Here is a 23,108-nt window from a genome sequence, read left to right as displayed (position 1 = left end):
ATGCAAGCTGAACCCCACGTCCCCACTTTCTCACAATGGCCGACGAACCGGTAAAAGGTGATTTTCGCGTACTCAGCGCCCGGGTCGAGCTCGTCGAGACCCTCCGGGAAGACTTCGGGCTTTTCCTGCGTGATCTAGGCGTGGACGACAAGTCCCTGGCCTTCTGGCAACTCATACTGAGCGAGGCGGTCGTCAATGCCATCGTGCATGGCTGCAAGAGCGATTCGCAGCTCAACGTCGAGGTCAAGTGGATGAGCCATGGACGCGAGGTGCTCCTCGAAATCAAAGACCCCGGCTCGGGTCCACCGGAAAAAGTTATCCGTAACCCCGAACTGCCCGAGGACCCCTTTCAGGCGCATGGGCGCGGCGTCTTCCTGATCGAGAATTTCGCCGACCGCCTGGAGCACTGGAAAAGCTCGCATGGCTACTGCCTGCGCATCTTCAAAAACCACGAGGAAATCCAGGGCGACGAGATCGACACCGTGCTGGAGCAGGCGCTCAACGAGCTGTCGGTCTGCTATGAGAGCCTGGCTGCCTTTTACCGTCTGGGGGACGGGCTCGTCCGCGCCGAGAGCGTCAGCCACTTTATTTCACAGGCCATCGACGACCTGAAAAAAGTCGTCGGAGACGCCCGCATGACTCTCTACTACAGCGACTCTCTGCAAGACGCGCTCCACGAGGAAATATCCGCCCAGCCCTTTGCCCACATGTGGAGTCGGCTAGAGGGGAGACTGGCCGAGGTCGTCGAATCCCGCGACGAGCTGGTGTGGGAAGAACCCGATGAGGTCGAGGACGACCCGATCCTTTCCGCCTATGCCTGTGGCATCTGCTGCCCGATTCAAGCGGGAGGAAAACTCTACGGGGTCTTCTGCGTCGTGCGTGAGCAGTTGCCCTATTTCAACGCGGGTGAAATGAACAACGTGCGGACTTTTTCCGACCTCTTCGGCATCGCACTGGCCAATGCGGATAACACGATCGTGCGCTCGCGGGAGCAACGGGCCTTCCAGGAGCTGGAAATCGCCGCAGAAATCCAGAAAACTCTCCTCCCCCTGCCGACGATTGAGTGCCCGCCCCAGTGGCAGATCTTCGCCACCCGCCGCTCTGCGCGTGATGTGGCCGGTGACTATCTGGAGGTCCAGCGCAGCCAGAACGGAGACACCTACCTGGCCGTGGTCGATGTGATGGGTAAGGGCGTTTCGGCCGCGTTTCTGGCCGCGATGTTCCGCACGGCCTTCAACATCATCCTGCACATGGACTACACCCTGCTCGGGTTGGCCCAGACGCTCAACCGCATCCTGTGCCAGCAGGTCGGGGACATGACGCTGTTTGCCACCTGCGCGATCGCCCGCATCCCGGCCTCTCTGGACCGGATCGAGCTCGTTAACGCCGGGCACTGCCCGGTGCTTCTGGAGGATAAGGCCGGAAATATGCGCGAATGCCACCCATCTGGCCCACCTTTCGGACTTTTTTCTGACGCTCTTTACCAGTGCGACACTTTTGAGATCAGTGCCGGTGACAGGCTCATGATGATCACGGATGGCCTGTATGAATGGGAAACGCAAGAGGACGTTTGGGGTTGGGATGCCTTCCTCGAATTCGTCCGCGAGGAGGCAAAATCCTCTCCTTTTGAGTTTTGGGATAAACTTCAGGCTAAAATGCAGCGGGAATGTCCCGATATAGAAGCAACAAGAGACGACCAGACCCTACTCATCTGGGAATATTCCCCCCCTGAAAATCCCCTTACTTGATATGAAGACAATCCTGATAGCCGACGATGACCCCGTTATGGTCAAGTTGCTTGAGTTTAATCTCAAGCGCGGGGGCTACCGGGTGGAAATCTGCCGCGAGGGGCTGTCTGTATCTGCCAAGGCTCATGAGGTGAGCCCGGCCCTTGCGATTTTCGACCTGATGCTTCCCGGCCGGTCCGGTCTGGAGCTGATCAAGGACTTCAAGGACGACGACACTCTGGATGGCATCCCCATCATCGTCGTGACAGGACAAGGCAAGGGCAGCACACGCCATGAACTGCTCAAGGCTGGGGCCAACACCGTCTTTACCAAGCCCTTCAGCCCCACGATTCTCATCAATCGCATCAGCGAACTCTTAAGCAGTTAATGCTTTGACCGATTAAGGGGTTCACCCCAGAGTCTAGCCGATAAGACTGTTATACCCTCAGCCTGTCAGCCAATGTCGGAACAATACACGTCCCAGGAAGCATCTTTCTTCAACCTCGACCCATCCCTCCCCATCCTGGATCAGGAGCAGGTTGAGCTGTTGGTGGAGGCGGCCGACGGGGACATGGATTTCCTGCGTGATATCGTGGACACCTTTAATACCGAGGCTGTCCCCAAGCTGAAAGAAATAGAGACCTGCGCTGCGACACGGGATGCCGATGAGCTGCGCAAGGCCATCCACTTCATGGCTGGTAGCGCCGCAAATACCGGCCTGCTACGGCTCTCCGAGCTCTGCCGGCGCATCGAGGCCCAGGTCGACGAAGGCGTTTTCGAGCATTTTGAGGTCGTCCCCGAGCTGGTACGCTTCGAGCACGAGCGCGCCATGACTGCCGTTGAGCAAAAGCTTAACGAAGGCCAGTGAATCGCGCTTTTTAGCGGCGAAACGGCGGGCTGTCCTTATCCGCCGCCTCCGCCCAGACGGCATTCCGGCAGGGGCCGGGATATTGCCAGACCTGGCGCTTGAGCGTATCGACCACACACAGGCAGTGATCATGCCGGTACAGCGGCGCATCTGGAGCGCTCCCGGCAGAGCGCTTGACCCGCCGTGTCAGGCATAGCGCCAGGTAACGCCCGTCCCGCGTCGGCACAGGAGCACGCGCGTGGCGGATGTCCGGATGTGCGTTGGCAGCCAGAGCGAGCACCCGCTCAGCACGGCCTTCGGCCAGCGAATAGTAAAACAGGTCACCACTGCTCTCACTGAACCAGAACCCCTCGCCGCCGGGAGCCCACAGCGGATAGTGCCCCCGCGGATGCAGCGGGTCCAGCCGGTCATTGGCCAGGTCCCACTGGACGATCCCGGAGCCTCCGAGCAGAGCTTTGTCACCGTCGGGGTGGTAGCAGCCACCACGCCCCTCGGGCAGGCCGGGTCCCCCCAACCTCCGCAGACGCTTACCGGTGAACTCGATCACCTGATAGCCCTCGACGCCGTAGAAAAGAACTTCGCGGCGCGTCGGGTGGACATCCAGCGGTAAAAAAGCATCCCGGGGCAACGAAACCAGCAGGGATCTCATTTTACCCAGATCGTAGATACCGAGCTGATGCTGGATATTGACCCCCTCTCCCGGCATGGCCGTCGCCACGAGCGAAAGTAGCGCATCGTGCCGGGGCAAGTGGCGCAACATCCAGAGTGCCCACTGGTTGAGCCCCAGTCGAAACAGGCGGCTAACGGTCCCCTGTTCGGGGTGCCAGGCTCGAAATTCACTAAAGTCTTCCCGTTGGCGTCCACGGGGAGACGCATAGCCGTAGGCCAGACCGCGACTCGGATCATAGGCGATCGGGCAGTCCACGAGACCAACCTCGCCCAGCTCCTGAGGCTCCGAAAAATCCGTGCCCGAGACCATCAGGGAGCTGCCCGCCTGCCAGAGGAGCTTAGGCCCGACATCGTGGGGCGTAACCGCCTCCCATCCGGGGCCAAGCAGCAGGGGTAACTTCGTCGCAGGCATACCCTGCAACCGTGCCGCATCCCCTTGACCAAGTCAACCCCACCCAGGGCCACTGACGAGTGATGCATCCATAGAGCGCTTTCACGTTTGCCAGCGCGGCTGCCTTTCATAAGACAGAGCGCATGCTGGAGCGTGTTTTTCGCCTGAGCCAAAACGGCACCAATGTCCGCCGCGAATTGATCGCGGGCCTGACCACCTTTGCGGCCATGGCCTACATCCTGGCCCTGAACCCCGCCATCCTCTCCGCCGGAGGAAGCACGGGCATGAACCTCTCCGGGCTCATCACTGTGACCGCGCTGGCCGCAGCAATCGGCTGCCTGCTCATGGCTGTGCTGACTAACTACCCCATCGCCCAGGCGCCCGGTATGGGGATCAACAGCTACTTCGCCATCATCATCGTGACGCAGATGGGCGTGCCCTGGGAAGGGGCGCTGGCCATGGTCTTCTGGAACGGTGTGCTCTTTTTTGCCCTGTCGGTCACCGGTCTGCGCACGAGGATCGTGCACGCCCTGCCCCACCCGATCCATCTGGGGATTCAAAGCGGGATCGGTTTCTTCATCGCGTTTATCGGCTTTCAAAATGCGGGGCTCGTCGTCGGCTCGGCCCAAACACTCGTCACCGAGGGGCACATGCTCTCCGCCGGGCCGATGGCCGCCCTCGTCGGACTGGTCCTGATCGTGGTGCTGACGCGCTTTCGGGTGCCGGGTGCGATCATCCTTGTCATCCTGCTGATCACCGGAGCGGGACTCATCATACCCGCCACCGGTGGTACACTGACCGCCCAGCCCGAGGGAATCTTTTCCATGCCCGCTGGCATCGGCCAGACGTTCCTGGCGCTGGATTGGCTGTACCCCTTCCGGCACTTTGAGTCGGCCCTGCCGGTGATTTTCACCCTGCTGCTACTGGATCTCTTCGATTCGATCGGCACACTCATCGGTCTGGCTCGCCAGTCCGGCCTGATGGATAAGCAGGGACGCATGCCCAAACTCGGACGCGCCCTCAGCGCCGACGCTGCCGCAACAGTGGTCGGAGCCCTTCTGGGCACATCTACCACCACTGCCTATCTGGAATCTGCCACCGGCATGCAGGCAGGAGGGCGCACGGGCCTGACCGCCATCGTGACGGGATTGTGCTTTCTGGTGGCGCTCTTTTTCACCCCCATCATCACCATCATCCCCGCAGCGGCTACCGCACCCGCTCTGATCTTCGTCGGGCTGCTCATGGCCAAGGGACTGGGCGAGCTGAATTACGACAACATGCTCGAAACCGCTCCCGCCGTGCTGACCGCTATTTTAATCCCGCTGTGCTTCAGCATCACCGGAGGGATTGCCCTCGGCCTGCTCCTGTACTGCGCAGCCATGCTACTGGCCGGGCGCGGAAAACAGCTCTCCTGGCTCACCTACGGCATCGCGGTACTCTTTCTGGCATTCTTTGCCCTCAGCCAGAGCTAACACAGACAACACTTACTCCGCACCGCCGACATTGACGGCAGCAACAAAGAGGGCCTTGCCGAGCAAGGCGACCCGCCAGAGCAAACGCACAGGCAGGCTCCGGGGCCGCCGATGCAGGAGGCTCCGCTCGCTGGAGAGCGTGTCTGTGGATGGTTTGTTCATGATTCTGGCTTCGACAAAAACGGCCCACAGAAGCGTTTTTTGAGCCAGAAGCAAATGAAAAGCTGAAAAAACTTACTCTGAGGCCTTGCCCCGACGCCCCCAAGGGTCTTAGTTCAGCGGCTTTGACCGCGACCGCCATAGCTGATCCGATCCTGAGCCTGCGTAGCGTGACCAAACGCTACGAGCGGGGAAAACCCGTGCTCGATGACTTCGACCTGGATGTCGCCGAGGGTGACTTCGTCTCGATCATCGGCCCCAGCGGCTGTGGCAAGTCCACGCTCTTGCGGCTGGTCGCCGGGCTCAGCCCACTCTCCTACGGGGAAATGGTGTTCCGCGACGGTGAACCAGCCCGCCGCAACCTCGGTTTTATTTTTCAGGACCCGACCCTGCTGCCGTGGCTGAACGTCCGCCGCAATGTCGAGCTGCCCCTCAAGCTGGAGGGACACCCGCGGGCCGAGCGCACACAGGCTGTCGATGACGTCCTGCGCATGGTGGGGCTCAACGCCGTGGGCGGGCACTATCCGCGGCAGCTCTCCGGCGGGATGAAAATGCGCGTATCACTGGCACGTGGACTCGTACGCCAGCCTAGTCTCCTACTGCTCGATGAGCCCTTTGGCGCTCTCGATGCAATTACCCGTAACCAGCTCAACGCCGAGCTGCTGGGCCTGCGCCGCCAATCCCCCTTTACCGCGCTCTTCGTCACCCACTCGGTGAACGAGGCCGTCTTTCTCTCCAACCGTATCCTCGTACTCTCCGCCAATCCCGGTCGCCTGGCCCACAGCATTGAGGTGCCCTTTGCCTATCCGCGTGAAGCGAGCCTGCGCGAGGACCCCGAGTTTCACCACCTGTGCGCCGACGTCATGCGCGCGCTGGCCGACGCCTCCCCCAAGCGATGAAGCGCTCCCTACACTGGACCCTGCCGCTGGCCGCCGGAGTTATCATCCTCGGGGCCTGGTGGCTGATCACGATCATCTGGGCCGAGCAGCTCATCTATTTCCCCAATCCGCTCGCAGTGGTAAAAGCCGTCTGGACTGAGCGTGCGGAGCTGCTGCCAGCCACCGGCAAAACTCTCTGGATGGCACTGGCGGGGTTCGCCTCGGCTGTCGCCGGGGGAGCCATCCTGTCCCTGGCCCTGGCCTCCGCAAAGCCGATTCGCCTCTCACTCTACCCGTGGGTACTGGCCCTGCAGATGGTGCCTGTGGTCATCATGATCCCGATTTTCCAGATCTGGTTTTCCTACGACGCGGTCAAGACCATCATCTGCATGACGTTCATGATCAGCTTTTTCCCGATTGTGGCCAACACCACGATGGGCCTCGTCTCGACGGACCGGCGGCTGCGCGAGCTTTTCAGCTCCTGGCATGCGCGCCACTGGCAGGAGTTTCTGCACCTGCGCATCCCCTTTGCGCTCCCGTACTTTTTGACCGGCGTGCGCATCGCCGCCGTGCTTGCCCCGGTCGGCGTCATCACCGGTGACATGCTGGCCGGCACCTCTGAGGGCACCAGCGGGTTGGGCTTCCTGCTCTACAAGTACCGCTCAGAGTTTCGCCCCGACGCTGTCTTCGCCGTCGCCCTGCTCTCCGCGCTGCTGGGTTTTCTTTTCGCAGCCGCCATCCACTGGGTCAGCTGGCTGCTGCTGCACCGCTGGCATGACTCAGCGACACGCACCGAGTAAAAAGTTACCGTCCCGCATGCGTATGAAGGGGGGCTCCTCGATCAGTGAGTTCCCCAGCAGGCAACACCCTCGCAAACGGGTAAATCGGATGCCTCACGACGCAGGGCGTCCCAGCAACGCTCAGACTTCAGGACGGGAAGATCCAGCAGCTCCATCAACGGCACCACCACAAAGGCCCTCTCCTGCCAACGCGGATGCGGCAGGATCAACTCGGGCGTATCGAGAATCGTGTTCTCGTAAAATAACTGATCGATATCGAGTGTACGCGGCCCATTCAGCACATCGCGCACCCGTCCATGCTCGTGCTCCAGCTCCAGGCATGCTCGCAGCAACCCCTGAGGTGAAAGCAACGTCTCCAGCGCCACAACCTGATTCAGGAACATCGGCTGCTCCCTGAGTCCAACCGGCTCGGTCTCGTAGATAGGCGAGGCTGCCAGTAGGCGCGTACCCGGTAATTCGCTCAGCGTCGAGCGGGCCGAGGCGAGCATGGTTGCACGATCACCGAGATTTGATCCGAGCCCCAGGATGGCCTGGCGGTAGGGCTTCATGAGGCACGCCTCCGGTGGATGCTGACAGACACACGCCCGTCGAAATCCTTGATCGGGGCCTCCGGCTTAAAAACCGTCAGACTGATTTCACAGACAGGCGGGAAGCCCTCCAGAACCGCAGCGGCGATACTCTCGGCCACCGCCTCGATCGTCTGGCGGGCCGGGCCAGTGAGCACCTCGCGCACCGTGCTGATCACAGCCGCATAGTCTACAGTATCCTCCAGCGCATCGCTGGCACCGGCTTTATCCAAGGGCAGGCACAGCGTTACGTCGGCAGCGAAATGCTGCCCAGACTCGCGCTCTTTCTGGTATATGCCGTGGTAGCCGTAAGCACGGATGCTTTCTATGCGAATGCTGTCCATGTGTAAAAAATTTATGAATTCCCTGAGGCCGACTGGCGAGCCTTTTCAATATCAAAATGCAACCCCTCGGCAATAGCATCCGCCATCTGCAGTGTATGCCGGGCCCGGGCGACATCATGCACACGCACCATATGGCAGCCTTTGGCCACTCCCCAGACGAGCGTCACCTGCGTACCTTCCTCGCGGGCATCCACCTCACGCCCCAGCACCAGACCGATAGTGGACTTACGGGATGTCCCCAACAGCACCGGGCAGCCCAGCCCGCAGACACGATCCAGTCCACGCAGCGTCTCCAGATTATGAGCAGGGCCCTTACCAAACCCGAATCCCGGGTCGAGCCAGCGCTGGTGCGGCTGGACGCCTGCCGCCTCTGCCATGGCGAGACTCACCCGCAGATCATCCAGCAGATCGGCCCAAAAATCGGCGTACACCGGCTCAGGGCGGTTGTGCATGAGGATGACCGGGCACTCCAGCCTCGCCGCAGCGATAGCCATCGGCGGGAGGGGAAACCCCTCCGTGCCCGCTCCGGCCCTTAGCGCGGCGGTCCACCGTGCCCACTCCTTCGGGTCGAGCCCATAGCGAAAGCCCCACACATCATTGATCATGTCCGCTCCGGCCTCTACCGCTGCCTCGGCCACCTCGGCCTTATAGGTATCGACGGAGAGCGCCAGATCGGGAAAAGCCTCGCGAACGAGCCGGACAACCGGCAACACCCGCGCAGCCTCCTCGGCGGCCGTAACCGGGGCATGGCCGGGGCGGGTCGACTCACCGCCAATGTCGATCACATCGGCGCCCTCAGCGACCAGACGCTCGGCCTGCCTCAGGGCTTCGTCAGCGCCCTGAAATTTCCCCCCGTCCGAAAACGAATCGGGCGTCACATTCAGGATGCCCATCATGAGCGTCCTGCCGCCAACGGGAGGCAGGGCACGCCCGTGCGGGCTGCGCCAGGTTGTCGTTAAAGCTGTCATGTCGGCAGAGATGCGCGGTAAGCGTTTACCATGCGTGAAAAAGCGTCCGGTTCAATGGCATTACGACGCCACAGGACTTGGCCGCTCTCATCGCTCAGGTTTGATACTGCGACAGGTCCGGTTGCAGCGTTTATCAGGCCAATCGCATCCGCCTCGCACAGCGTTTGCAGTGGCCAGCAGCTCTCGCGCACCTCGATGCCTACCGGAGGAGCCAGCTCCAAGAGATGCGCACGGTGGACGCCCGGCAGCAAACCCGTCTCCACAGAGGGAGTAAAGAGCACGCCGTCTTTCACCCAGAAAATATTACTGGTCACCGCTTCGCAGACTTCCCCGCGCGCGTTGAGCATCAGGCCCTGCCCACCGGGCTCCATACCGCTGCCCTGAAGCTCACGCCACCCCAGCAGGCTGTTCAGATAGGCCAGGCTTTTCCCGCGCACCGGCTGCTCGCCGCTATCACGCCGCGTCTCCAAAACCCGCAGCGGCACTCCACCCTCGGGAGGTGGAGCCGGAAGCCTGCGCACACTAAGCATATCCCAGGGCTCACCATAAGCCGCGCGCGGCAGCCCAAAGCCTCCCGATCCCGCCGAGACTGTGTAGCGGAACACCGCATCATCGAACCCCTCGGCGGCGAGCAATTCCTTCACCGCAGACTCAATCCCTCCCGGCTCCGCAAACATCAACGTATTGATTTTTTCGATACACAAAGGAGCAAGCGTACGCATCAGGCGTTCCCGATGTTTATCCAACAAAAAGCACTTCCCCCCAAAGGTGCGAAAGGTTTCAAATCCGCCTGCGCCGTAGAGCAGGCCGTGATCGTCCGGCGCGATGCGCACCGCTGAAGGCTCCATAAGCTTTCCACAAAAAATAATCATCTCGCGCCTCCCGTTTTATTTTGCGCCGCCTCCAAAGCCGCCCACAGGGCACGCGCCTTGTTCAGCGACTCTTCAAACTCCCGCTCCGGCACGGAGTCGGCGACAATCCCTGCCCCAGCCTGCACCCAGGCACGCCCCCGCCCGGCCAGCAGGGTGCGGATGATGATATTCAGCTCGAAGTCTCCCGCGCAACTAAACCAGCCGATCGAGCCCGTGTAGAACCCGCGGCGCACCGGCTCCAATTCTTCAATGATCTCCATCGTGCGCACCTTTGGCGCACCGGTAATCGTCCCTCCCGGGAACGCCGACCGCACCAGATCAATAATATCGTGCTCAGCCGTTAACTCCCCCACCACGTGGGAAACGATGTGCTGCACATGGGAGTAGCCTTCGCCCACCATGTAGTCGCGCACGCGCACGCTGCCATAGCGACATGCCCGGCCCAGATCATTGCGGATCAGGTCCACCAGCATGAGATGCTCGGCGCGCTCCTTAGGGTGAGCCAGCAGCTCGCCACGCAGGGCGGCATCGCTCTCGCCACAGTCACCGCGCGGGCGCGTCCCCGCGATAGGACGAGCCTCGACGTGGCCACCCACGGATTTCACCAGCAGCTCCGGCGAGCCACACACGAGCGTCCACTCCCCCACCGGCAGGTAGGCCATATACGGCGAGGGGTTAATCCGGCGCAGGACTTCATAGACGGTGGCCGGGTGGACCTCCAGCGGTCGGCTCTCGCGCAGAGAAAGATTTACCTGATAGCTGTCACCCGCACTGATGTACGCCTGGACACGACGGACAGCATCGACATAGGCCGCACGGTCGAGCGAGAGTTCGCCTTGCCCGGCGGCTACAGCGCGTGGCGTAGCTGAGGGCTCCATTTTTTCGGCCAGCTCCCCGAGCTTATAAAAATCATTCAAAAGCGCCTCAGCGCGTTCGCGGGCCTGGGCGTATAACACATCCAGAGCAGGGCCATCGGGCGCATACTCCATCAGCACCACCACATCCATACAGTCGGCCTCATGGTCAAAGGCCAGCAGCGCGTCAGCCTCGTAAAAGACAGCCGGAGGCAGGCCCAGATCATCGGCCGCCCGCACTGGGAGCTTTTCGATCTCACGGGCGACCTCGTAGGAGAGCCCGCCGACCAACCCGCCACAAAAAGGCGGAAGTCCCGGCAGGCAAGGTGCTCGGCGCTCAGCCAGATAAGCCCTCAGGGCGGGCAGGACCGGCTCCGTCGGGAAACTCTGGAGCGCGGGCCAGTCCAGCTTCCTTGGACGAGGGATGAAATACGTGTAGCGCCCAGCACGCGCACTCTCCAGCAGGACAGCTCCGGTCCCGGCCAGATACGGCTCCCAGCTCACAGGCGGGCGCGCCCCGGCGCGACGCCGCACGTAGGGCAGCCGGTTATAGGCTCCGGCGGCCGTGCTCCACTGTTCCAGACTTACCAATTCCATTGAATAAAAAAGGGTCGGCGACAAAACCCGGCATTGGTCTTGTCAGCACGGCCTCCATGGCGCAAGATGCCACGTCATTATGGGAAAACAATCCAACAAAGTTATAAAGCGTAAACGTCGTCTGGCCTACAAGGCCCGCAAAAAAGCCGCCAACCCGAATAAAGCCCCTGCCGCCAAGGCCAAAGCGTGAAGCCCCTGCTCTCCATCGTCCTGGCCGTCCTACTGACGGCATCCGTCGCCTCGGCTAAGTCGTACCCGCAGATCGAGTACGTCAAGAGCCGCCACGTCGAGGAAAACACCTTTAAGCGTATTTCCGAGTACTTCGACGGCGAGGAAAACCAGGGGGATAAGATCGTCCTGCGCACCGACCCCTCCGTCCGCGAGGGCTGGTACCTGGTCCTGATGCTCGACGGGGATGCTGACAAGTACCCCGAGGGCACCCGTATCGGCCTGAAGATGCACATCGCCGGGCAGAAGGATGAAGTCGTCAAGGCCACCACCCTGCCGACGCCCATCCCGGACGCCAGCGAGATCTGGATCGGCCTCACCGGTAACGAAGAGCCCCCCAACGGCAAGCCCCCCGTCGCCTGGATGGTCATCATCTACAGCCCTGAGGGCAAAGTCTATACGGCCTACAAGAGCTACCTGTGGGAAAAGCCCAAGGACGAGGAGAAAAAAGGCAGCTGACTAAGCTGGCTTCACGCCCATGACCTGGACGCCGTGGCGCTCTCTAGCGCCGCACACACCGTTATCACCCACCGTCTTACGCGAGCTGCTGGACGGCGGGCAGGCTTTTTGCTGGTATGAAACGGACTCCGTCTGGGAAGGCACCTGGGGCGAGCATATCGCCCGCCTGCGCCTGAGCGACAACGGCCAGTTGGAGTGGTCGGCCCCCACCACATGCCCGGATGCGAGCGATGCCCTACGGCACTATCTGGCGCTCGACCCCGAGTGGGAAAAGACGATCGACGCCCTGCCCTGGCGCAGCGATGCCGTGCTGGCCAGCGCCATGGGAAACTGGCCCGGCCTGCGCATCCTGCGCCAGCCTTTCGCCGAGACCCTCCTGACCTTTCTATGCTCATCGACCAAGCAGATCGTCCAGATCAAGCAAGGTTGTGCGCAAATGGCCGCCACACTCGGCAAATCTCTGCCCGGCGGACGCCATCGCCTCCCGGATTGGGAGGCCCTCCATGCGGCCGATGAGGATGACCTGCGTGCCTGCCGCCTGGGCTACCGCGCACGTTTCATCAAGCAGACCGCTGCCTTTCTGGCCGAGCACCCCGGCTGGCTGGAGGAGACAGAAGCGCTCCCCTACGCCGAAGCCCGCGCACGCCTAATCACGCTCCCCGGCGTCGGCGCAAAAATCGCCGACTGCGTCCTGCTCTTTGGGGCGGGACGCTTAGAAAGCTTTCCGGTGGATACGTGGATTCTCAAAGTCATGGCCCAGCGTTACCGGCTCGATGGCTGGAAGCCCGAGCAGGTCGCCACTTTCGGGCGCACGCACTTCGGCCCCCTTGCCGGTGTCGCCCAGCAGTTTCTCTTCGCCGACGCCCGAGCGGTGCGGCGGATTGCACCCGCAGGCACTGATACCTCCGCTTGAGGCGGCGGTATGGACCAGATGCAGGACTAAGTCCTGTCGCGCAGCGTCGCCACGGCCTTTTCCATACGCAGGAGGGCAGCCTCCAGCATGGCGCGGGTGCATCCGAAGTTCAGCCGCACGTAGTCGGCATCCCGGAAATCCGCACCGGGCGACAACCCGACCCCGTGCTCCTCAAAGAGCTTGTGCGGATTCTCGCAGCCCATTTCCCGCAACTTGGTGATATCGAGCCATGCCAGGTAGGTGGCCTCCATCGGCCGCAAGCCAATCTCTGGCAGGCGCTCGCTGACAAAGCTATAGAGAAAATCGCGATTAGTGGTCAGGTACTCGATGAGCGTCTGCCGCCAGGGTTCGCCTTCGTTGTAGGCGGCCTCGCAACCGGCGTAGCCCAGGCAGTTGACTTCGGTGATCATCCCGCGCGCTGCCTGCTGGAACTGCACGCGCACACGCGGATCGGCAATCACGGCGAAGGAGCAGCACAGGCCGGGCAGATTGTAGGTCTTGCTCGGGGCCATAAGCGTGATCGTACGCTTCTCGGCCTCGGGTGAAAGCGTGGCCGTGACCGTGTGCTTGTTGCCGTCAAAGAGCAGGTCGCAGTGAATTTCGTCCGAGCACAGCACCAGATCGTGCTTCTCACAGAAGGCGACCACCTGCTCCAGCTCGGCGCGTGCGTAGACGCGCCCGACTGGATTGTGCGGATTGCAGAGGATAAAGATGCGGGTATTTGGGGTAACCTTTGCCTCCAGGTCGTCAAAGTCGATCGTCCAGCGGTCATCTTCGAGCTTGAGCGGACTGGTGATCAGCGCCTTACCCTGCCAGCCGGGGGCCGAGAGAAAGGGCGGGTAAACGGGCGTGCAGGTCAGCACACTGGCGTCCCCCGTCTCACCAAAGGCACGCGCCACGACGTTCAGGGCGGGGACCAGCCCCGGCAGCCAAACCAGCCACTCGCGCTTGGCCTCGTAGCCGTGAACGCGCTTCAAGTAGGCCAGCACGGCATCCTGCGTCGAGGTGGGGGCGAGCGTGTAGCCAAAAATCTCGTGGTCCACCCGCGCACGCAGGGCCTCCAGCACCGGCGGAGGCGAGGCGAAGTCCATGTCCGCCACCCACAGCGGGAGCACGTCCTGCCCCGCATACTTACCCCACTTGAGGCTGCCCGTGTTTGTGCGGTCGATCACCTGGTCAAAATCAAACATCCCTCCAGCATTCGGACATTTCCCCTCCGCTGGCAAACCCGAATGCAGGAGCGGATTGCACCCGATGTTATCCATGAGGCTCACCCCGACTGGAGCAGCAAAGGCGCATGACTTAGCCCTGCCCGAAGGTTTTCGTTGCTTTGGGGGAGCGGGACGGGAAAAATCTCCGGTATGTGCGGGCGGTTTGTACTGAAGGCGAAGATGCAGCAGATGATCAAAAAGTTTGGTCTGCGCGAGGCCCCGCCCTTCAAGCCCCGCTACAACATCGCCCCGGGCCAGCCCGTAGCCGCCGTACGCGAGGACCGCAACCTCGGCGGGCGTGAATGCGCCGTGCTGACCTGGGGGCTTGTCCCCTTCTGGGCCAAGGACCCCGGCATCGCTTTTCAGCTCATCAATGCCCGCTCAGAAACCGCCGCCGGTAAGCCCGCCTTTCGCGGCCCCATGCGCCACAAGCGTTGCCTGATCCCGGCGGATGGCTTCTACGAGTGGAAGGACCTCGGCAGTGGCCGCAAGCAACCCTGGTATGTGAGCCCGGCCGACGGCGGCCTGCTCGCGCTGGCCGGACTCTGGGACCACTGGGGCAGCCCCGACGGCTCCGAGATCGAGTCCTGCTCGATCCTGACCACCAACGCTAACGACTGGATGCAGCCCCTGCACCACCGCATGCCCGTCCTCATCCAGGAGAAGGATTTCGCGCGCTGGCTCGATACCTCACTGGAGCGCGCCTCCGATGTGGAGGACCTGCTCAGGCCCCCACCCGAGGATGCCCTCGTCCGCCATCCTGTCTCCGAGACGGTCAACAGCGCCCGTAACGACGGCCCCGAGCTGCTTGCCGAGGCCGAGCTGCCCCCGGCCCCACCGCAGCAGGGTGAGCTATTCTGAGCCCGTGCGCTCCCCCACCCGATGAGTTTAAAGAGCACCTTTCGCTCCCTCAAGCACACCAACTACCGGATGTGGGCAGGCGGAGCCATCGTCTCCAATGTCGGCACCTGGATGCAGCGCACGGCGCAGGACTGGATCGTCCTGACCCAGCTCACGGACAAAAACGCCACCGCCATCGGGATCGTCATCGGGCTGCAGTTTGGACCGCAGGTCCTGCTGCTCCCGGTCACAGGCTTTGCCGCGGATCACCTTGACCGTCGCAAGCTCCTGATCGCCACACAGGCCGCCATGGGGCTGCTCGCACTCGGTCTGGGTATTCTGACAGTGGGCGGATGGGTGCAGCTCTGGCACGTCTACCTCTTTGCCCTCTTGCTCGGCTGCGTCACGGCGTTCGACGCGCCCGCGCGGCAGACCTTCGTCGCGGACCTGGTCGGGGAAAACGACCTCTCCAACGCCGTCGCCCTCAACTCAACCTCCTTTAACCTCGGGCGCACCATCGGGCCTGCCATCGCCGGGGTGCTGATCGCGGCGGTTGGCTGCGGCTGGGTTTTCCTCATCAACGGGGTTTCCTACATCGCCGTCATCGCCTCGCTGTACCTGCTCAAGCGAGACCAACTCACCCCGGTGGACCGTGCCATGCGCAACCGTGGGCGGCTCACCGATGGCTTCCGCTACGTGTGGAAAAGGCCCGGCCTGCGCACGCTGCTGCTGATGCTTTTCCTCATCGGCACCTTTGGATTAAAGTTCCCCATCTACATCTCCACCATGACGGTGACGGTCTTTCATGCCGACGCCGACCACTACGGGCTGCTGACTTCTCTCGCGGCCGTCGGCTCGGTGGCCGGAGCGCTGCTGTCGGCCAGTACCGCACGGCCCCGCCTCGGCGCCATCCTCATCGCGGCAGGAGTTTTCGGGCTGGCCTTTGTGCTGGCCGCCCTGATGCCGGGCTTCTGGATGTTCGGGCTCATGCTCGTGCTCATCGGCCTGAGCGCCCAGATGTTTACCACGACGACCAACAGCGCCGTCCAGCTCTCCACCGACCCGGCCATGCGCGGGCGGGTCATCGCGATCCTGATGGCGATCTTTCTGGGAGGTTCGCCCATCGGCGGTCCCATCGTGGGTTGGGTGGCGGACCGCTACGGAGCACGCTGGGCGCTTCTGGTCGGGGCCGCCTCGGCGCTGGCCGCCGTGCTGGTCGGTCTACGCTACATGGTCCGCTACCGGGGCCTGCGCATCGAGATGCAGGGAGTGCTCCCGCGTCTACGCTACGATGAAGCCCCCGCGCCAGCTGGTCCTACCTCACCCCCTTCGCCAAACACCCATTCCCCGACCCAAAACGACTGAGTCCCTGCGTCAGCCACCACCCACTCGCCCCGAGAACCCAATCCATAGCGCCCTCGGAGGGAACGCCCCGGCCCGTCGCCGGTCTTTACGCTTGCCGCCTGGCCTGAGCCGGGCTGTCTTCACCCAGATCAACACGTTCATGCACATCGCTTCCCACTTCTCCGTTCGCAGCACTGCGCGAACTCTCCTCCTGCTCGCCCTGCTCGGACTGGGCACGACTGCGCGCGCCGATTTTTTCAACGACATCTACGAGGGCATCTTCGGGGAAGATGAGCAGAAGCAAGTCCCCACCGCAGAAGGAGCAGCCACCACCGCCACGAGCGAGGACAGCGAGCCCGAACCCTTCCGGCAAACACTCTCCGATGCGCGCCTGACAGACATCGTAGAGAAGCAGGAGGAGCTCTTCGCCGAGATCGAGAACAAGCCCGAGCGCCGCAACGACCTCGAATACCAGCGGCGCCTGCGCGCCATCGCCACGCAGTACGATTCCTTTCTGCTCGATAACCCCGACTACGTCTACGGCTACCTGCTCTATGGTAAATTTCTCCGCCGCACCGGGCAAAGCGACCTCGCCAACAACGCCTTTATGAAGGCCAACATGCTCGACCCCAACATCGCCGTGGCCAAGCAGCAGATCGGCAACTACCTGGCAGAAGAAGGCGAGTACACGCTGGCCCTGGCCTACTATCTTTCCGCCATCGAGCTGGAGCCCGACGAGCCGCTCTATCATTACGATCTCGGCATTCTGCTCTCGCACTACCGCACGCAGTTTATCGAGTCCGGCACCTTCGACCCAGACACGCTCGACCGAAGCATGCTCAAGACTTTTCGCGATGCCTCCGACCTCGACCCCGCTAACCGCGACTACCACATCCGCTTCGCAGAGGCGTTCTTCGAGGTGGATAATCCTGACTGGCAGGACGCCCTCAACCAGTGGACGATCCTCTCCAAAGGCATCGACGACCCCCTGCAGCTTGAGCTCGTCCAGCTCCAGAAAGCACGCGTGCTGACTGAAATGGGGCGGACCCGTGAGGCTCGTGAAGTGCTCGCCACCGTCCAGCGCCCCTCCCTGCAGGAGGCCAAGCAAGAGCTAGAAGCACGTCTCGGCAGCGCCACCGCACGCGCACAGCCCTAGCCTGCACCCCGCCGTCTAAGCATACGGCAACGCCCTCTTTTCACTCGGGACACATGCCCCGCATTGCTCTCATTTGGCTTGGCCCGATTTTAATTAACGCAATCTTGTTGCAATTAATCCCTTGACCACTAACGCAAACATATTGCATTAGTGGGCTATGAAGTTCACACACTTGTTTTTCGGACTCGGGGTGGCGGCTGTCGCCAACAGCGCTCATGCAGATCTATATACCTATAGCTCCGGCCACGGAGACATGGGTCTGGGCGAAGGTCAGGAGCTGGAGCTCCACCTACACCTGGAGAGCGTTGGCGAGATGGAGCCGGACGCAGCGATCATTGAGGTCCCGTACAGCACCTATGCCTACACGACGGGTGAAGGTGGCCGCGCCTCTGGAGCAGCCTGGGACGGGCTAGGAGTTAGCGCGGGTGAAAGCTACTGGTATCTGCCAGCCAGCCACAGTCTGGCGGACTCGCTGGTGACCCCCTTTCTCGGGATCGGCGGTGAAGAGATCGAGCTCGGTTTTTTCACGGACAACCTTTTCTCACTCACGCTCGAATCTGCCGTGATGCCGGATGGCGCGACCTTCTCGGTATGGACAGAATCTCTCGGCGTGCCGACGTTTCTGATGACCACAGCGGATGGCATCAGCTCGTCTGATCTCATCACACTCGACCTCGACGACGCCGACCACATGCACGTCAACTGGGGCTTCTCTGAAGCGGGCACCTACGAGCTGACTTTTAGCGTAGCCGCGACCGAGGCCATCTCGGGTGACCCGCAGTTCTCAACTGCCACCTACACCTTTAACGTCGTCCCCGAGCCCTCCACCTGGGCACTACTGGGTGGCAGCGCCGCTCTCGGCCTGATCCTGCTGCGCCGCCGGGCACGTGGTCAGAGCGCCTGAGCTTATGCATCTGGGCTTTCAGAAAAGACGGCCAGGGTTCAGCCTGATTGAGCTGCTGGCCGTCATAGCCGTCGTGGCCATCCTCGCCTGTATCCTGCACGCCACCCTCACCGGCGCGCGGGCTACTGCGCGTCAGGCCAAGTGCGCCTCCAACTTGCGTCAGATCGGCACGGGGATGATGCTGTTCTGCCAATCAAACGCCGGGCAGTTTCCCAAAACCACACACGACGGGAAGTCGAGCGAATCGTGGGTCTACACCTTGGCTCCGTATATCCAGAACGTGGACGAAGTCCGCATCTGCCCTGGCGATCCACGCGCGGATGACCGGCTGGAAGCGGGTCTGTCCAGCTACGTCATGAATGAATACATCGCGGTCACCGCGAGGAGCTTTAACTTCGCCACCGGCCAGTTTGTCGTAAACGAAAACTACACAAACATCATGAGCCTGCCTCAGCCGGGCGACACGATCACGGTGTTCACCGGCGCCGATGATCTCTCGGTCAACATCAGCTACGACCACACCCACTCGCGCACCTGGATCGGCTCCACCGGCTACGCCAGTGCGAAAATGGATATCCAGCCCGACCGACACCGGGGCGGGGCCAACTATCTCTACGCCGACGGACACGTGGACTTCATGCTCGCCAGTGAGCTGAGGGCCACCTTCGCCCGCGGCATCAACCCCGCAAAACCACCCGGCACATGAAAAGTCTCTGCTCACGTACTATCGTTAAATTTGGTGCCCTCGCCGCGGCCGTTCTCGTTCTCAGCGCGCACACTTCTCTGAAGGCTGAGGGCCTCAGCGTAAGCAGTGCCCTGCATACGTTTTACTTCGGTGTGGAAACAGATCGTGCTGGCTCCACGCGTCTGGACGGCCTGCACGTGGACATGCGCATCTCCTACTTTGGCGGAGTCGGCTCTCCCTACCTCGCCACAGCCAACCTCAACAACAGCGACAATGCCGCTGGCGATGAAACCACCTACACTCCCGGCGAGGCCCACCTCTACGCGAACAGTGGTACACGCCGCACGATGGGACAGACCTCGATCGACATGGGTTATGGCTTCATCGGAGCAGCGGATGGAGATACATTCTGGTTAATGGAGTCCTATGTCGTCCCCGGCTCGATCTACCTCGGCCTCTCGTCCGAAGAGGATACGGATAGCAAGCTCGTCCCCTGGAACCCACAAGACCCAAGCCACTACGCCGACTCCTCGGCTAAGTTCCTCCGGCTCGACCTGGTCAATGTAAACGGCCCGGCCGGGGGCGAGTTCGCCGTCTTCGACTATGGCGCAAATTCGCCCATCGTCTACATGGCCACCTCCGATGGTATCGACGAGAACGACTGCTACTACCTGGAGGCAGGTGGCCACTCACACCTGAACTGGAGCTTCACCCAGGCAGGGGTGTACGCGGTCACGTTTCGCATCACCACCGTTGTAGTAGAAAACTACGACAACTGGCTCTGGTCAGCCGGACTCACCGATAGTGGGGCAGAAGGCTTTACCGATCAAGCTACTCCCTCCGCTCTTGCCAACGGCGTGCGCTATGCGCTCGGGCTAAACCAAACGGGATCAGCCGCACTCCCTCAGGCTACGAGCACAGTAGGAGTACCGGGATTCATCCTTGAGATTCCCGAGCCGGCCCGGCCGGACATCACTTATCAAATCTGGCGTACCACAGACCTGATCGCCGCCGACTGGGCCCCGGTCGCAACCAAATTCGGCACCGATAACTGGAGCGGAGGCGTGCAGACACTCGACACGCAGAATGCACGCACACAGTACCTGTGGAGCGATACGACCGCACCCGCCTCAGGCGAAGCCGTCTTCTACCAACTGCGTGTGAGCGAAGCAGAGTAAAGAGCTCAGCCAGCACCCACATCGGCCAGAAAAGTCTCCACCTCGTCGCGGGTAGGCATGGCCGGGGTTGCGCCTTTTTTCGTTACACACAGGGCGGCCACCGCACTGGCGAATCGTGCCGCCGCCACTGCCCCCTCTCCCTTCTCCACCAGATGCGCGCTCAGTCCACCGATGAAGGCGTCACCCGCTCCGGTTGTATCCACAACTTCGATACAACCACAGGCATTCACGTGCTCGTATTCGTTTTCCTGATCAACGAAGCACCCGTCCTTGCCGAGTGTGATGATAACCGTCGGCACACCTAACTGTCGGCATAGCCGGTGCAGCTCGCCATGGCTGAGCGCCGCCAACTCCTGAAGCCCAAAGCTCGGCTCAGGCGCAACCCCTAGACGAGTAACAAGCTCAACAAACTCACTCTGGTTGGGAACGAGGATGTCCGTGTGCCGCAGCATCTCCAGAGGAAAGTCCGCGCGCATGGGAGCCGGATTTAAAAGCGTCGTCACGCCGTTGGCGCGCGCCTGCTCGAAGACCCATGACATCGTCGCCGGGCAGCTTTCGTTTTGGCAGACCAGCAGACGGGCCTGGCACAGCACTGACTGTGGAATATCAGCCGGATCAAGCAATCCATTGGCACCGGCGGAGATAACGATTTCATTTTCACCCTCTGAGTTCACCCAGATAGCGGCATTACCCGTGGGCTGGTCACGTTTGAAGACAAGATGCTCCTCGATCCCCTCGCTCCGGTAAAACGCAGGGAGAGCCCGCCCGAACGTGTCCTCACCGACGGCACCACAGAAAGCCGTAGGCACACCCAGACGCGCACAGGCGACAGCCTGATTTGAGCCTTTGCCACCAGGGAGCGTGGAAAAGCGCCCCACACACGTCTGGCCGGGCTGGGGAAAATCCGGCGTTTGCCAATACAGATCCTGATTATAACTTCCTATGACAAGCACGAGCGGTTTCATGGGCTTATGATAAGGCCACTGCGCTTTCTTGCAAAGCGCAATCGCTCATGGCCACATGTCGCTTTTTTGATTGTGAAGGCGCGGTTCTCCTGCCATCGGTAGGGGCCTATGGCCGACGTACCCTCCCTCAATATCTACTTTGCCGGAGAGCTGTTCACTCACAAGGACCTCGCCGGTAATGCCCTGCTGGCTGAAGCTATCTCCGACCTGTCTGACCGACGCTACTGCAGCGTCCTGCCCCAGAACCTCGCACGTCCGGGCAGCACTCCTCAGCAACTGCGTGACCACAATCTGCTCAACCTGCTGGAGTCCGATCTGGCACTGTTCTGCTTCGACGGGGCCGAGCTGGATTCGGGCACCGTGGTCGAGTACATGATGGCGAAGTTCGCGGACATCCCCGCCGTGATCGTGCGCAGTGACTTCCGCACCGGCGTCGGCGACGCCAAGGAGTTCCCCTGGAATCTGATGGCATGCTTCTACCCCCGCACGGAGGTCGAGGTCATTGATGCCATGAGCATCTACCAGAACATTTTTAAGGAGTTCCCGCTGACCGAGGCCTCCGACATGCTGATCGAGCGCCGCAGCTCGGACGTAGCCAAGACCCTCGTGCGCGTCATCGCACAGGCCGTGGTGGACGCCTTTGACCGCGTGCTGGAGACGCCCTCTGCGATGACTCCGGACCAGGCCGAGGCCGTCTACGCCTGGCTGGCCGCCATGCCCGGCTTTAAGGATAAGCCGGAACATATTCGCCAGGTCTTGGACAATACCTTGCGTCGCAAGCGCCAGCGCAGCCTGTTGCCGTAAGCATGGCATCCCTGAAGAGGTTCGGAAGCGTGCTGCATGTGATATATCCTAATTAAAGCCTCCCCCACGACGATGTCATCCTCACCCATCTACGATCCGCACCGTAAAGTCTACAGCACGGGAGACTCGCAGTACAGCATCGTGGATTTGCTGAGCAGCGCCTTTGACCCGGACTACATGCGCAACGGCATGCCGCGCATTTCCGACTTTCACTTCAAGGTCGGGGAGCCTGTCCGCTTCCGCATGGACCAGGAGCTGTACAGTGTACCCGGCGGTGAACTGCTGAGCCCCGAACTGGCCGAAGCCCTCATCTACCCCATGCTCTCCGAGGTCGACTGGAAGCAAATGAGAGACGACCCCATGGCTGACGTGGACAGCAGCTTTCCTCTCACCATCGAGGACCAAGCCTACAACTTCCGCATAAACGCCTTTCACGAGAACGATGGCCTCGCGGCCGTCATCCGCCTGCTTCCGCCGAAGATCCCTGATCTGCAGGAGTGCGGCTTTCCCAATGACCAGGTCTGGAAGCACATTTGCGGCATTCATCAGGGGCTGGTCATCGTCTCCGGCGTCACCGGCAGTGGTAAGTCTACCACCATCGCCAGCCTCCTGGACACCATCAACCAGAGCAGCGCCCGACGCATCATCACGCTGGAAGACCCGGTGGAGTATCTGTTTAAGAGCAAGCGCTCTCTCATCTCTCAACGAGAGCTCGGGCGCCACGTATCAAACTTCGCTCAGGGGCTGCGCAGCGCACTGCGTGAAGACCCGGACATCATCTTCGTGGGGGAAATTCGCGACCTGGAAACGGCTTCGCTCGCCCTGGCTGCTGCCGAAACCGGGCACCTGGTTTTTGCCCCCCTGCACACGCGCGATGCGATCGGCGCACTCACCCGCCTGATCGATATGTTTCCGGCTGAGCGCGAACGCGAGCTCTCCACCCAGCTGAGCTTCAGCCTCGCCTACGTGCTGAGCCAGAAGCTCATCCCGCGGGCTGACGGCAAAGGCCGCACCGTGGCGATGGAAGTGCTCCGCAATACACCGCAAATGGGCAACTTCCTGCGCTCCCGCAAGCTGCACCAGATTTATTCCGCCATGGAGACCGGCGGAGAGTACGGTATGATCACCATGGAGCGCCGCCTCCTTCAACTGCACGAAGATGGCGCCATCTCCCGCGACAACGCGATTTTCTACGCTAACCGCGACGACATCATCGGCCGCCTCCCCTAGGCCATCCGTCCGACTTAACCGCAAGC

25 protein-coding genes are annotated in these 23,108 nt (G+C 61.7%); 16 read left to right on the top strand and 9 right to left on the bottom strand.

Annotated features, from left to right (window positions below; genetic code table 11):
* Nucleotides 1-35 precede the first annotated feature (35 nt).
* The 3 genes from K0V07_RS05755 to K0V07_RS05745 all read left to right on the top strand — a co-directional run bounded on the left by K0V07_RS05755 (nt 36) and on the right by K0V07_RS05745 (nt 2,595).
* A complete protein-coding gene (locus K0V07_RS05755) occupies nt 36-1,748 on the top strand; it encodes a SpoIIE family protein phosphatase (protein ID WP_220623586.1) in 1,713 nt (570 codons plus the stop codon).
* Nucleotide 1,749: 1 nt separating this feature from the next.
* Nucleotides 1,750-2,115: a response regulator gene (locus K0V07_RS05750; RefSeq protein WP_220623585.1), complete on the top strand. Its 366-nt coding sequence runs from the start codon at nt 1,750-1,752 to the stop codon at nt 2,113-2,115.
* Nucleotides 2,116-2,187: 72 nt separating this feature from the next.
* Nucleotides 2,188-2,595, top strand: coding sequence for an Hpt domain-containing protein (locus K0V07_RS05745; RefSeq protein WP_220623584.1), 408 nt, complete (start codon nt 2,188-2,190; stop codon nt 2,593-2,595).
* 10 nt (nt 2,596-2,605) lie between these two features.
* Here K0V07_RS05745 and K0V07_RS05740 read toward each other — a convergent pair whose 3' ends face one another.
* Nucleotides 2,606-3,676: a hypothetical protein gene (locus K0V07_RS05740; protein WP_220623583.1), complete on the bottom strand. Its 1,071-nt coding sequence runs from the start codon at nt 3,674-3,676 to the stop codon at nt 2,606-2,608.
* A 122-nt stretch (nt 3,677-3,798) separates the two neighbouring features.
* On the opposite strand from K0V07_RS05740, the gene K0V07_RS05735 reads away from it, so the two are divergent.
* Nucleotides 3,799-5,127, top strand: coding sequence for an NCS2 family permease (locus K0V07_RS05735; protein ID WP_220623582.1), 1,329 nt, complete (start codon nt 3,799-3,801; stop codon nt 5,125-5,127).
* Nucleotides 5,128-5,139: 12 nt separating this feature from the next.
* Here the strand turns inward: K0V07_RS05735 and K0V07_RS05730 are convergent, their stop codons facing one another.
* Nucleotides 5,140-5,289: a hypothetical protein gene (locus K0V07_RS05730; RefSeq protein ID WP_220623581.1), complete on the bottom strand. Its 150-nt coding sequence runs from the start codon at nt 5,287-5,289 to the stop codon at nt 5,140-5,142.
* 122 nt (nt 5,290-5,411) lie between these two features.
* On the opposite strand from K0V07_RS05730, the gene K0V07_RS05725 reads away from it, so the two are divergent.
* Entirely contained in the window at nt 5,412-6,185 is a 774-nt protein-coding gene (locus K0V07_RS05725) for an ABC transporter ATP-binding protein (protein ID WP_220623580.1), read from the top strand.
* A complete protein-coding gene (locus tag K0V07_RS05720) occupies nt 6,182-6,964 on the top strand; it encodes an ABC transporter permease (RefSeq protein ID WP_220623579.1) in 783 nt (260 codons plus the stop codon). Before K0V07_RS05725 ends, K0V07_RS05720 begins: the two co-directional genes overlap by 4 nt.
* 41 nt (nt 6,965-7,005) lie before the next feature.
* Here K0V07_RS05720 and folK read toward each other — a convergent pair whose 3' ends face one another.
* Genes folK through K0V07_RS05695 form a run of 5 tightly spaced genes read right to left on the bottom strand, consistent with a single transcriptional unit; the run spans nt 7,006 to nt 11,165 of the window.
* Entirely contained in the window at nt 7,006-7,512 is a 507-nt protein-coding gene (gene folK, locus K0V07_RS05715; protein ID WP_220623578.1) for a 2-amino-4-hydroxy-6-hydroxymethyldihydropteridine diphosphokinase, read from the bottom strand.
* Entirely contained in the window at nt 7,509-7,874 is a 366-nt protein-coding gene (folB, locus tag K0V07_RS05710; RefSeq protein WP_220623577.1) for a dihydroneopterin aldolase, read from the bottom strand. Before folB ends, folK begins: the two co-directional genes overlap by 4 nt.
* Before the next feature lie 11 nt (nt 7,875-7,885).
* Complete coding sequence (locus K0V07_RS05705) at nt 7,886-8,842, bottom strand: dihydropteroate synthase (RefSeq protein WP_220623576.1); 957 nt, start codon at nt 8,840-8,842, stop codon at nt 7,886-7,888.
* Entirely contained in the window at nt 8,839-9,690 is an 852-nt protein-coding gene (locus tag K0V07_RS05700; protein ID WP_220623575.1) for an aminotransferase class IV, read from the bottom strand. The genes K0V07_RS05705 and K0V07_RS05700 overlap by 4 nt, the downstream gene beginning before the upstream one ends.
* Before the next feature lie 20 nt (nt 9,691-9,710).
* Nucleotides 9,711-11,165 carry an anthranilate synthase component I family protein gene (locus tag K0V07_RS05695; protein WP_220623574.1) on the bottom strand — a complete coding sequence of 485 codons (1,455 nt, stop codon included), beginning with the start codon at nt 11,163-11,165 and terminating at the stop codon, nt 9,711-9,713.
* Nucleotides 11,166-11,351: 186 nt separating this feature from the next.
* Between K0V07_RS05695 and K0V07_RS05690 the strand changes: the two genes are divergently transcribed.
* Together K0V07_RS05690 and K0V07_RS05685 are read left to right on the top strand one after the other, a co-directional pair.
* Entirely contained in the window at nt 11,352-11,852 is a 501-nt protein-coding gene (locus tag K0V07_RS05690; protein ID WP_220623573.1) for a hypothetical protein, read from the top strand.
* A gap of 19 nt (nt 11,853-11,871) precedes the next feature.
* Nucleotides 11,872-12,765: a DNA glycosylase gene (locus K0V07_RS05685; RefSeq protein WP_220623572.1), complete on the top strand. Its 894-nt coding sequence runs from the start codon at nt 11,872-11,874 to the stop codon at nt 12,763-12,765.
* 26 nt (nt 12,766-12,791) lie between these two features.
* Here K0V07_RS05685 and K0V07_RS05680 read toward each other — a convergent pair whose 3' ends face one another.
* Nucleotides 12,792-13,955, bottom strand: a complete 1,164-nt coding sequence (locus K0V07_RS05680; protein ID WP_220623571.1) for a PatB family C-S lyase — start codon at nt 13,953-13,955, stop codon at nt 12,792-12,794.
* Between the two features lie 210 nt (nt 13,956-14,165).
* On the opposite strand from K0V07_RS05680, the gene K0V07_RS05675 reads away from it, so the two are divergent.
* From K0V07_RS05675 to K0V07_RS05650, 6 genes are all read left to right on the top strand, one after another.
* Nucleotides 14,166-14,837: an SOS response-associated peptidase gene (locus K0V07_RS05675; RefSeq protein WP_220623570.1), complete on the top strand. Its 672-nt coding sequence runs from the start codon at nt 14,166-14,168 to the stop codon at nt 14,835-14,837.
* A gap of 21 nt (nt 14,838-14,858) precedes the next feature.
* Nucleotides 14,859-16,181, top strand: coding sequence for an MFS transporter (locus K0V07_RS05670; RefSeq protein ID WP_220623569.1), 1,323 nt, complete (start codon nt 14,859-14,861; stop codon nt 16,179-16,181).
* 139 nt (nt 16,182-16,320) lie between these two features.
* Nucleotides 16,321-17,316, top strand: coding sequence for a tetratricopeptide repeat protein (locus K0V07_RS05665; RefSeq protein ID WP_220623568.1), 996 nt, complete (start codon nt 16,321-16,323; stop codon nt 17,314-17,316).
* 157 nt (nt 17,317-17,473) lie between these two features.
* Entirely contained in the window at nt 17,474-18,220 is a 747-nt protein-coding gene (locus tag K0V07_RS05660; protein WP_220623567.1) for a choice-of-anchor M domain-containing protein, read from the top strand.
* A gap of 4 nt (nt 18,221-18,224) precedes the next feature.
* Nucleotides 18,225-18,926 carry a prepilin-type N-terminal cleavage/methylation domain-containing protein gene (locus K0V07_RS05655; RefSeq protein ID WP_220623566.1) on the top strand — a complete coding sequence of 234 codons (702 nt, stop codon included), beginning with the start codon at nt 18,225-18,227 and terminating at the stop codon, nt 18,924-18,926.
* Nucleotides 18,923-20,083: a choice-of-anchor M domain-containing protein gene (locus K0V07_RS05650; RefSeq protein ID WP_220623565.1), complete on the top strand. Its 1,161-nt coding sequence runs from the start codon at nt 18,923-18,925 to the stop codon at nt 20,081-20,083. Before K0V07_RS05655 ends, K0V07_RS05650 begins: the two co-directional genes overlap by 4 nt.
* Nucleotides 20,084-20,088: 5 nt before the next feature.
* Here K0V07_RS05650 and K0V07_RS05645 read toward each other — a convergent pair whose 3' ends face one another.
* On the bottom strand, nt 20,089-21,048 hold the full coding sequence (locus tag K0V07_RS05645; protein ID WP_220623564.1) for a ribokinase: 960 nt from the start codon (nt 21,046-21,048) through the stop codon (nt 20,089-20,091).
* Between the two features lie 108 nt (nt 21,049-21,156).
* On the opposite strand from K0V07_RS05645, the gene K0V07_RS05640 reads away from it, so the two are divergent.
* Together K0V07_RS05640 and K0V07_RS05635 are read left to right on the top strand one after the other, a co-directional pair.
* Nucleotides 21,157-21,852 (top strand): nucleoside 2-deoxyribosyltransferase, encoded by a 696-nt coding sequence (locus K0V07_RS05640; protein ID WP_220623563.1) that lies wholly within the window; start codon nt 21,157-21,159, stop codon nt 21,850-21,852.
* 72 nt (nt 21,853-21,924) lie between these two features.
* Nucleotides 21,925-23,082, top strand: coding sequence for a PilT/PilU family type 4a pilus ATPase (locus K0V07_RS05635; protein WP_220623562.1), 1,158 nt, complete (start codon nt 21,925-21,927; stop codon nt 23,080-23,082).
* The last annotated feature ends 26 nt before the right edge of the window (nt 23,083-23,108 follow it).

Source organism: Ruficoccus sp. ZRK36 (assembly GCF_019603315.1).
Taxonomy (GTDB): domain Bacteria; phylum Verrucomicrobiota; class Verrucomicrobiia; order Opitutales; family Cerasicoccaceae; genus Ruficoccus.
This window is presented reverse-complemented; position numbering and strand designations above follow the sequence as displayed.

Excerpts from the sequence above, each read along its gene's own strand:
- K0V07_RS05755 (WP_220623586.1), top strand. The coding sequence starts at position 36 with ATGGCCGACGAACCGGTAAAAGGTGATTTTCGCGTACTCAGCGCCCGG.
- K0V07_RS05750 (WP_220623585.1), top strand. The coding sequence starts at position 1,750 with ATGAAGACAATCCTGATAGCCGACGATGACCCCGTTATGGTCAAGTTG.
- K0V07_RS05745 (WP_220623584.1), top strand. The coding sequence starts at position 2,188 with ATGTCGGAACAATACACGTCCCAGGAAGCATCTTTCTTCAACCTCGAC.
- K0V07_RS05740 (WP_220623583.1), bottom strand. The coding sequence starts at position 3,676 with ATGCCTGCGACGAAGTTACCCCTGCTGCTTGGCCCCGGATGGGAGGCG.
- K0V07_RS05735 (WP_220623582.1), top strand. The coding sequence starts at position 3,799 with ATGCTGGAGCGTGTTTTTCGCCTGAGCCAAAACGGCACCAATGTCCGC.
- K0V07_RS05730 (WP_220623581.1), bottom strand. The coding sequence starts at position 5,289 with ATGAACAAACCATCCACAGACACGCTCTCCAGCGAGCGGAGCCTCCTG.
- K0V07_RS05720 (WP_220623579.1), top strand. The coding sequence starts at position 6,182 with ATGAAGCGCTCCCTACACTGGACCCTGCCGCTGGCCGCCGGAGTTATC.
- folK (WP_220623578.1), bottom strand. The coding sequence starts at position 7,512 with ATGAAGCCCTACCGCCAGGCCATCCTGGGGCTCGGATCAAATCTCGGT.
- folB (WP_220623577.1), bottom strand. The coding sequence starts at position 7,874 with ATGGACAGCATTCGCATAGAAAGCATCCGTGCTTACGGCTACCACGGC.
- K0V07_RS05705 (WP_220623576.1), bottom strand. The coding sequence starts at position 8,842 with ATGACAGCTTTAACGACAACCTGGCGCAGCCCGCACGGGCGTGCCCTG.
- K0V07_RS05700 (WP_220623575.1), bottom strand. The coding sequence starts at position 9,690 with ATGGAGCCTTCAGCGGTGCGCATCGCGCCGGACGATCACGGCCTGCTC.
- K0V07_RS05695 (WP_220623574.1), bottom strand. The coding sequence starts at position 11,165 with ATGGAATTGGTAAGTCTGGAACAGTGGAGCACGGCCGCCGGAGCCTAT.
- K0V07_RS05685 (WP_220623572.1), top strand. The coding sequence starts at position 11,872 with ATGACCTGGACGCCGTGGCGCTCTCTAGCGCCGCACACACCGTTATCA.
- K0V07_RS05680 (WP_220623571.1), bottom strand. The coding sequence starts at position 13,955 with ATGTTTGATTTTGACCAGGTGATCGACCGCACAAACACGGGCAGCCTC.
- K0V07_RS05675 (WP_220623570.1), top strand. The coding sequence starts at position 14,166 with ATGATCAAAAAGTTTGGTCTGCGCGAGGCCCCGCCCTTCAAGCCCCGC.
- K0V07_RS05670 (WP_220623569.1), top strand. The coding sequence starts at position 14,859 with ATGAGTTTAAAGAGCACCTTTCGCTCCCTCAAGCACACCAACTACCGG.
- K0V07_RS05665 (WP_220623568.1), top strand. The coding sequence starts at position 16,321 with ATGCACATCGCTTCCCACTTCTCCGTTCGCAGCACTGCGCGAACTCTC.
- K0V07_RS05660 (WP_220623567.1), top strand. The coding sequence starts at position 17,474 with ATGAAGTTCACACACTTGTTTTTCGGACTCGGGGTGGCGGCTGTCGCC.
- K0V07_RS05655 (WP_220623566.1), top strand. The coding sequence starts at position 18,225 with ATGCATCTGGGCTTTCAGAAAAGACGGCCAGGGTTCAGCCTGATTGAG.
- K0V07_RS05650 (WP_220623565.1), top strand. The coding sequence starts at position 18,923 with ATGAAAAGTCTCTGCTCACGTACTATCGTTAAATTTGGTGCCCTCGCC.
- K0V07_RS05645 (WP_220623564.1), bottom strand. The coding sequence starts at position 21,048 with ATGAAACCGCTCGTGCTTGTCATAGGAAGTTATAATCAGGATCTGTAT.
- K0V07_RS05640 (WP_220623563.1), top strand. The coding sequence starts at position 21,157 with ATGGCCGACGTACCCTCCCTCAATATCTACTTTGCCGGAGAGCTGTTC.
- K0V07_RS05635 (WP_220623562.1), top strand. The coding sequence starts at position 21,925 with ATGTCATCCTCACCCATCTACGATCCGCACCGTAAAGTCTACAGCACG.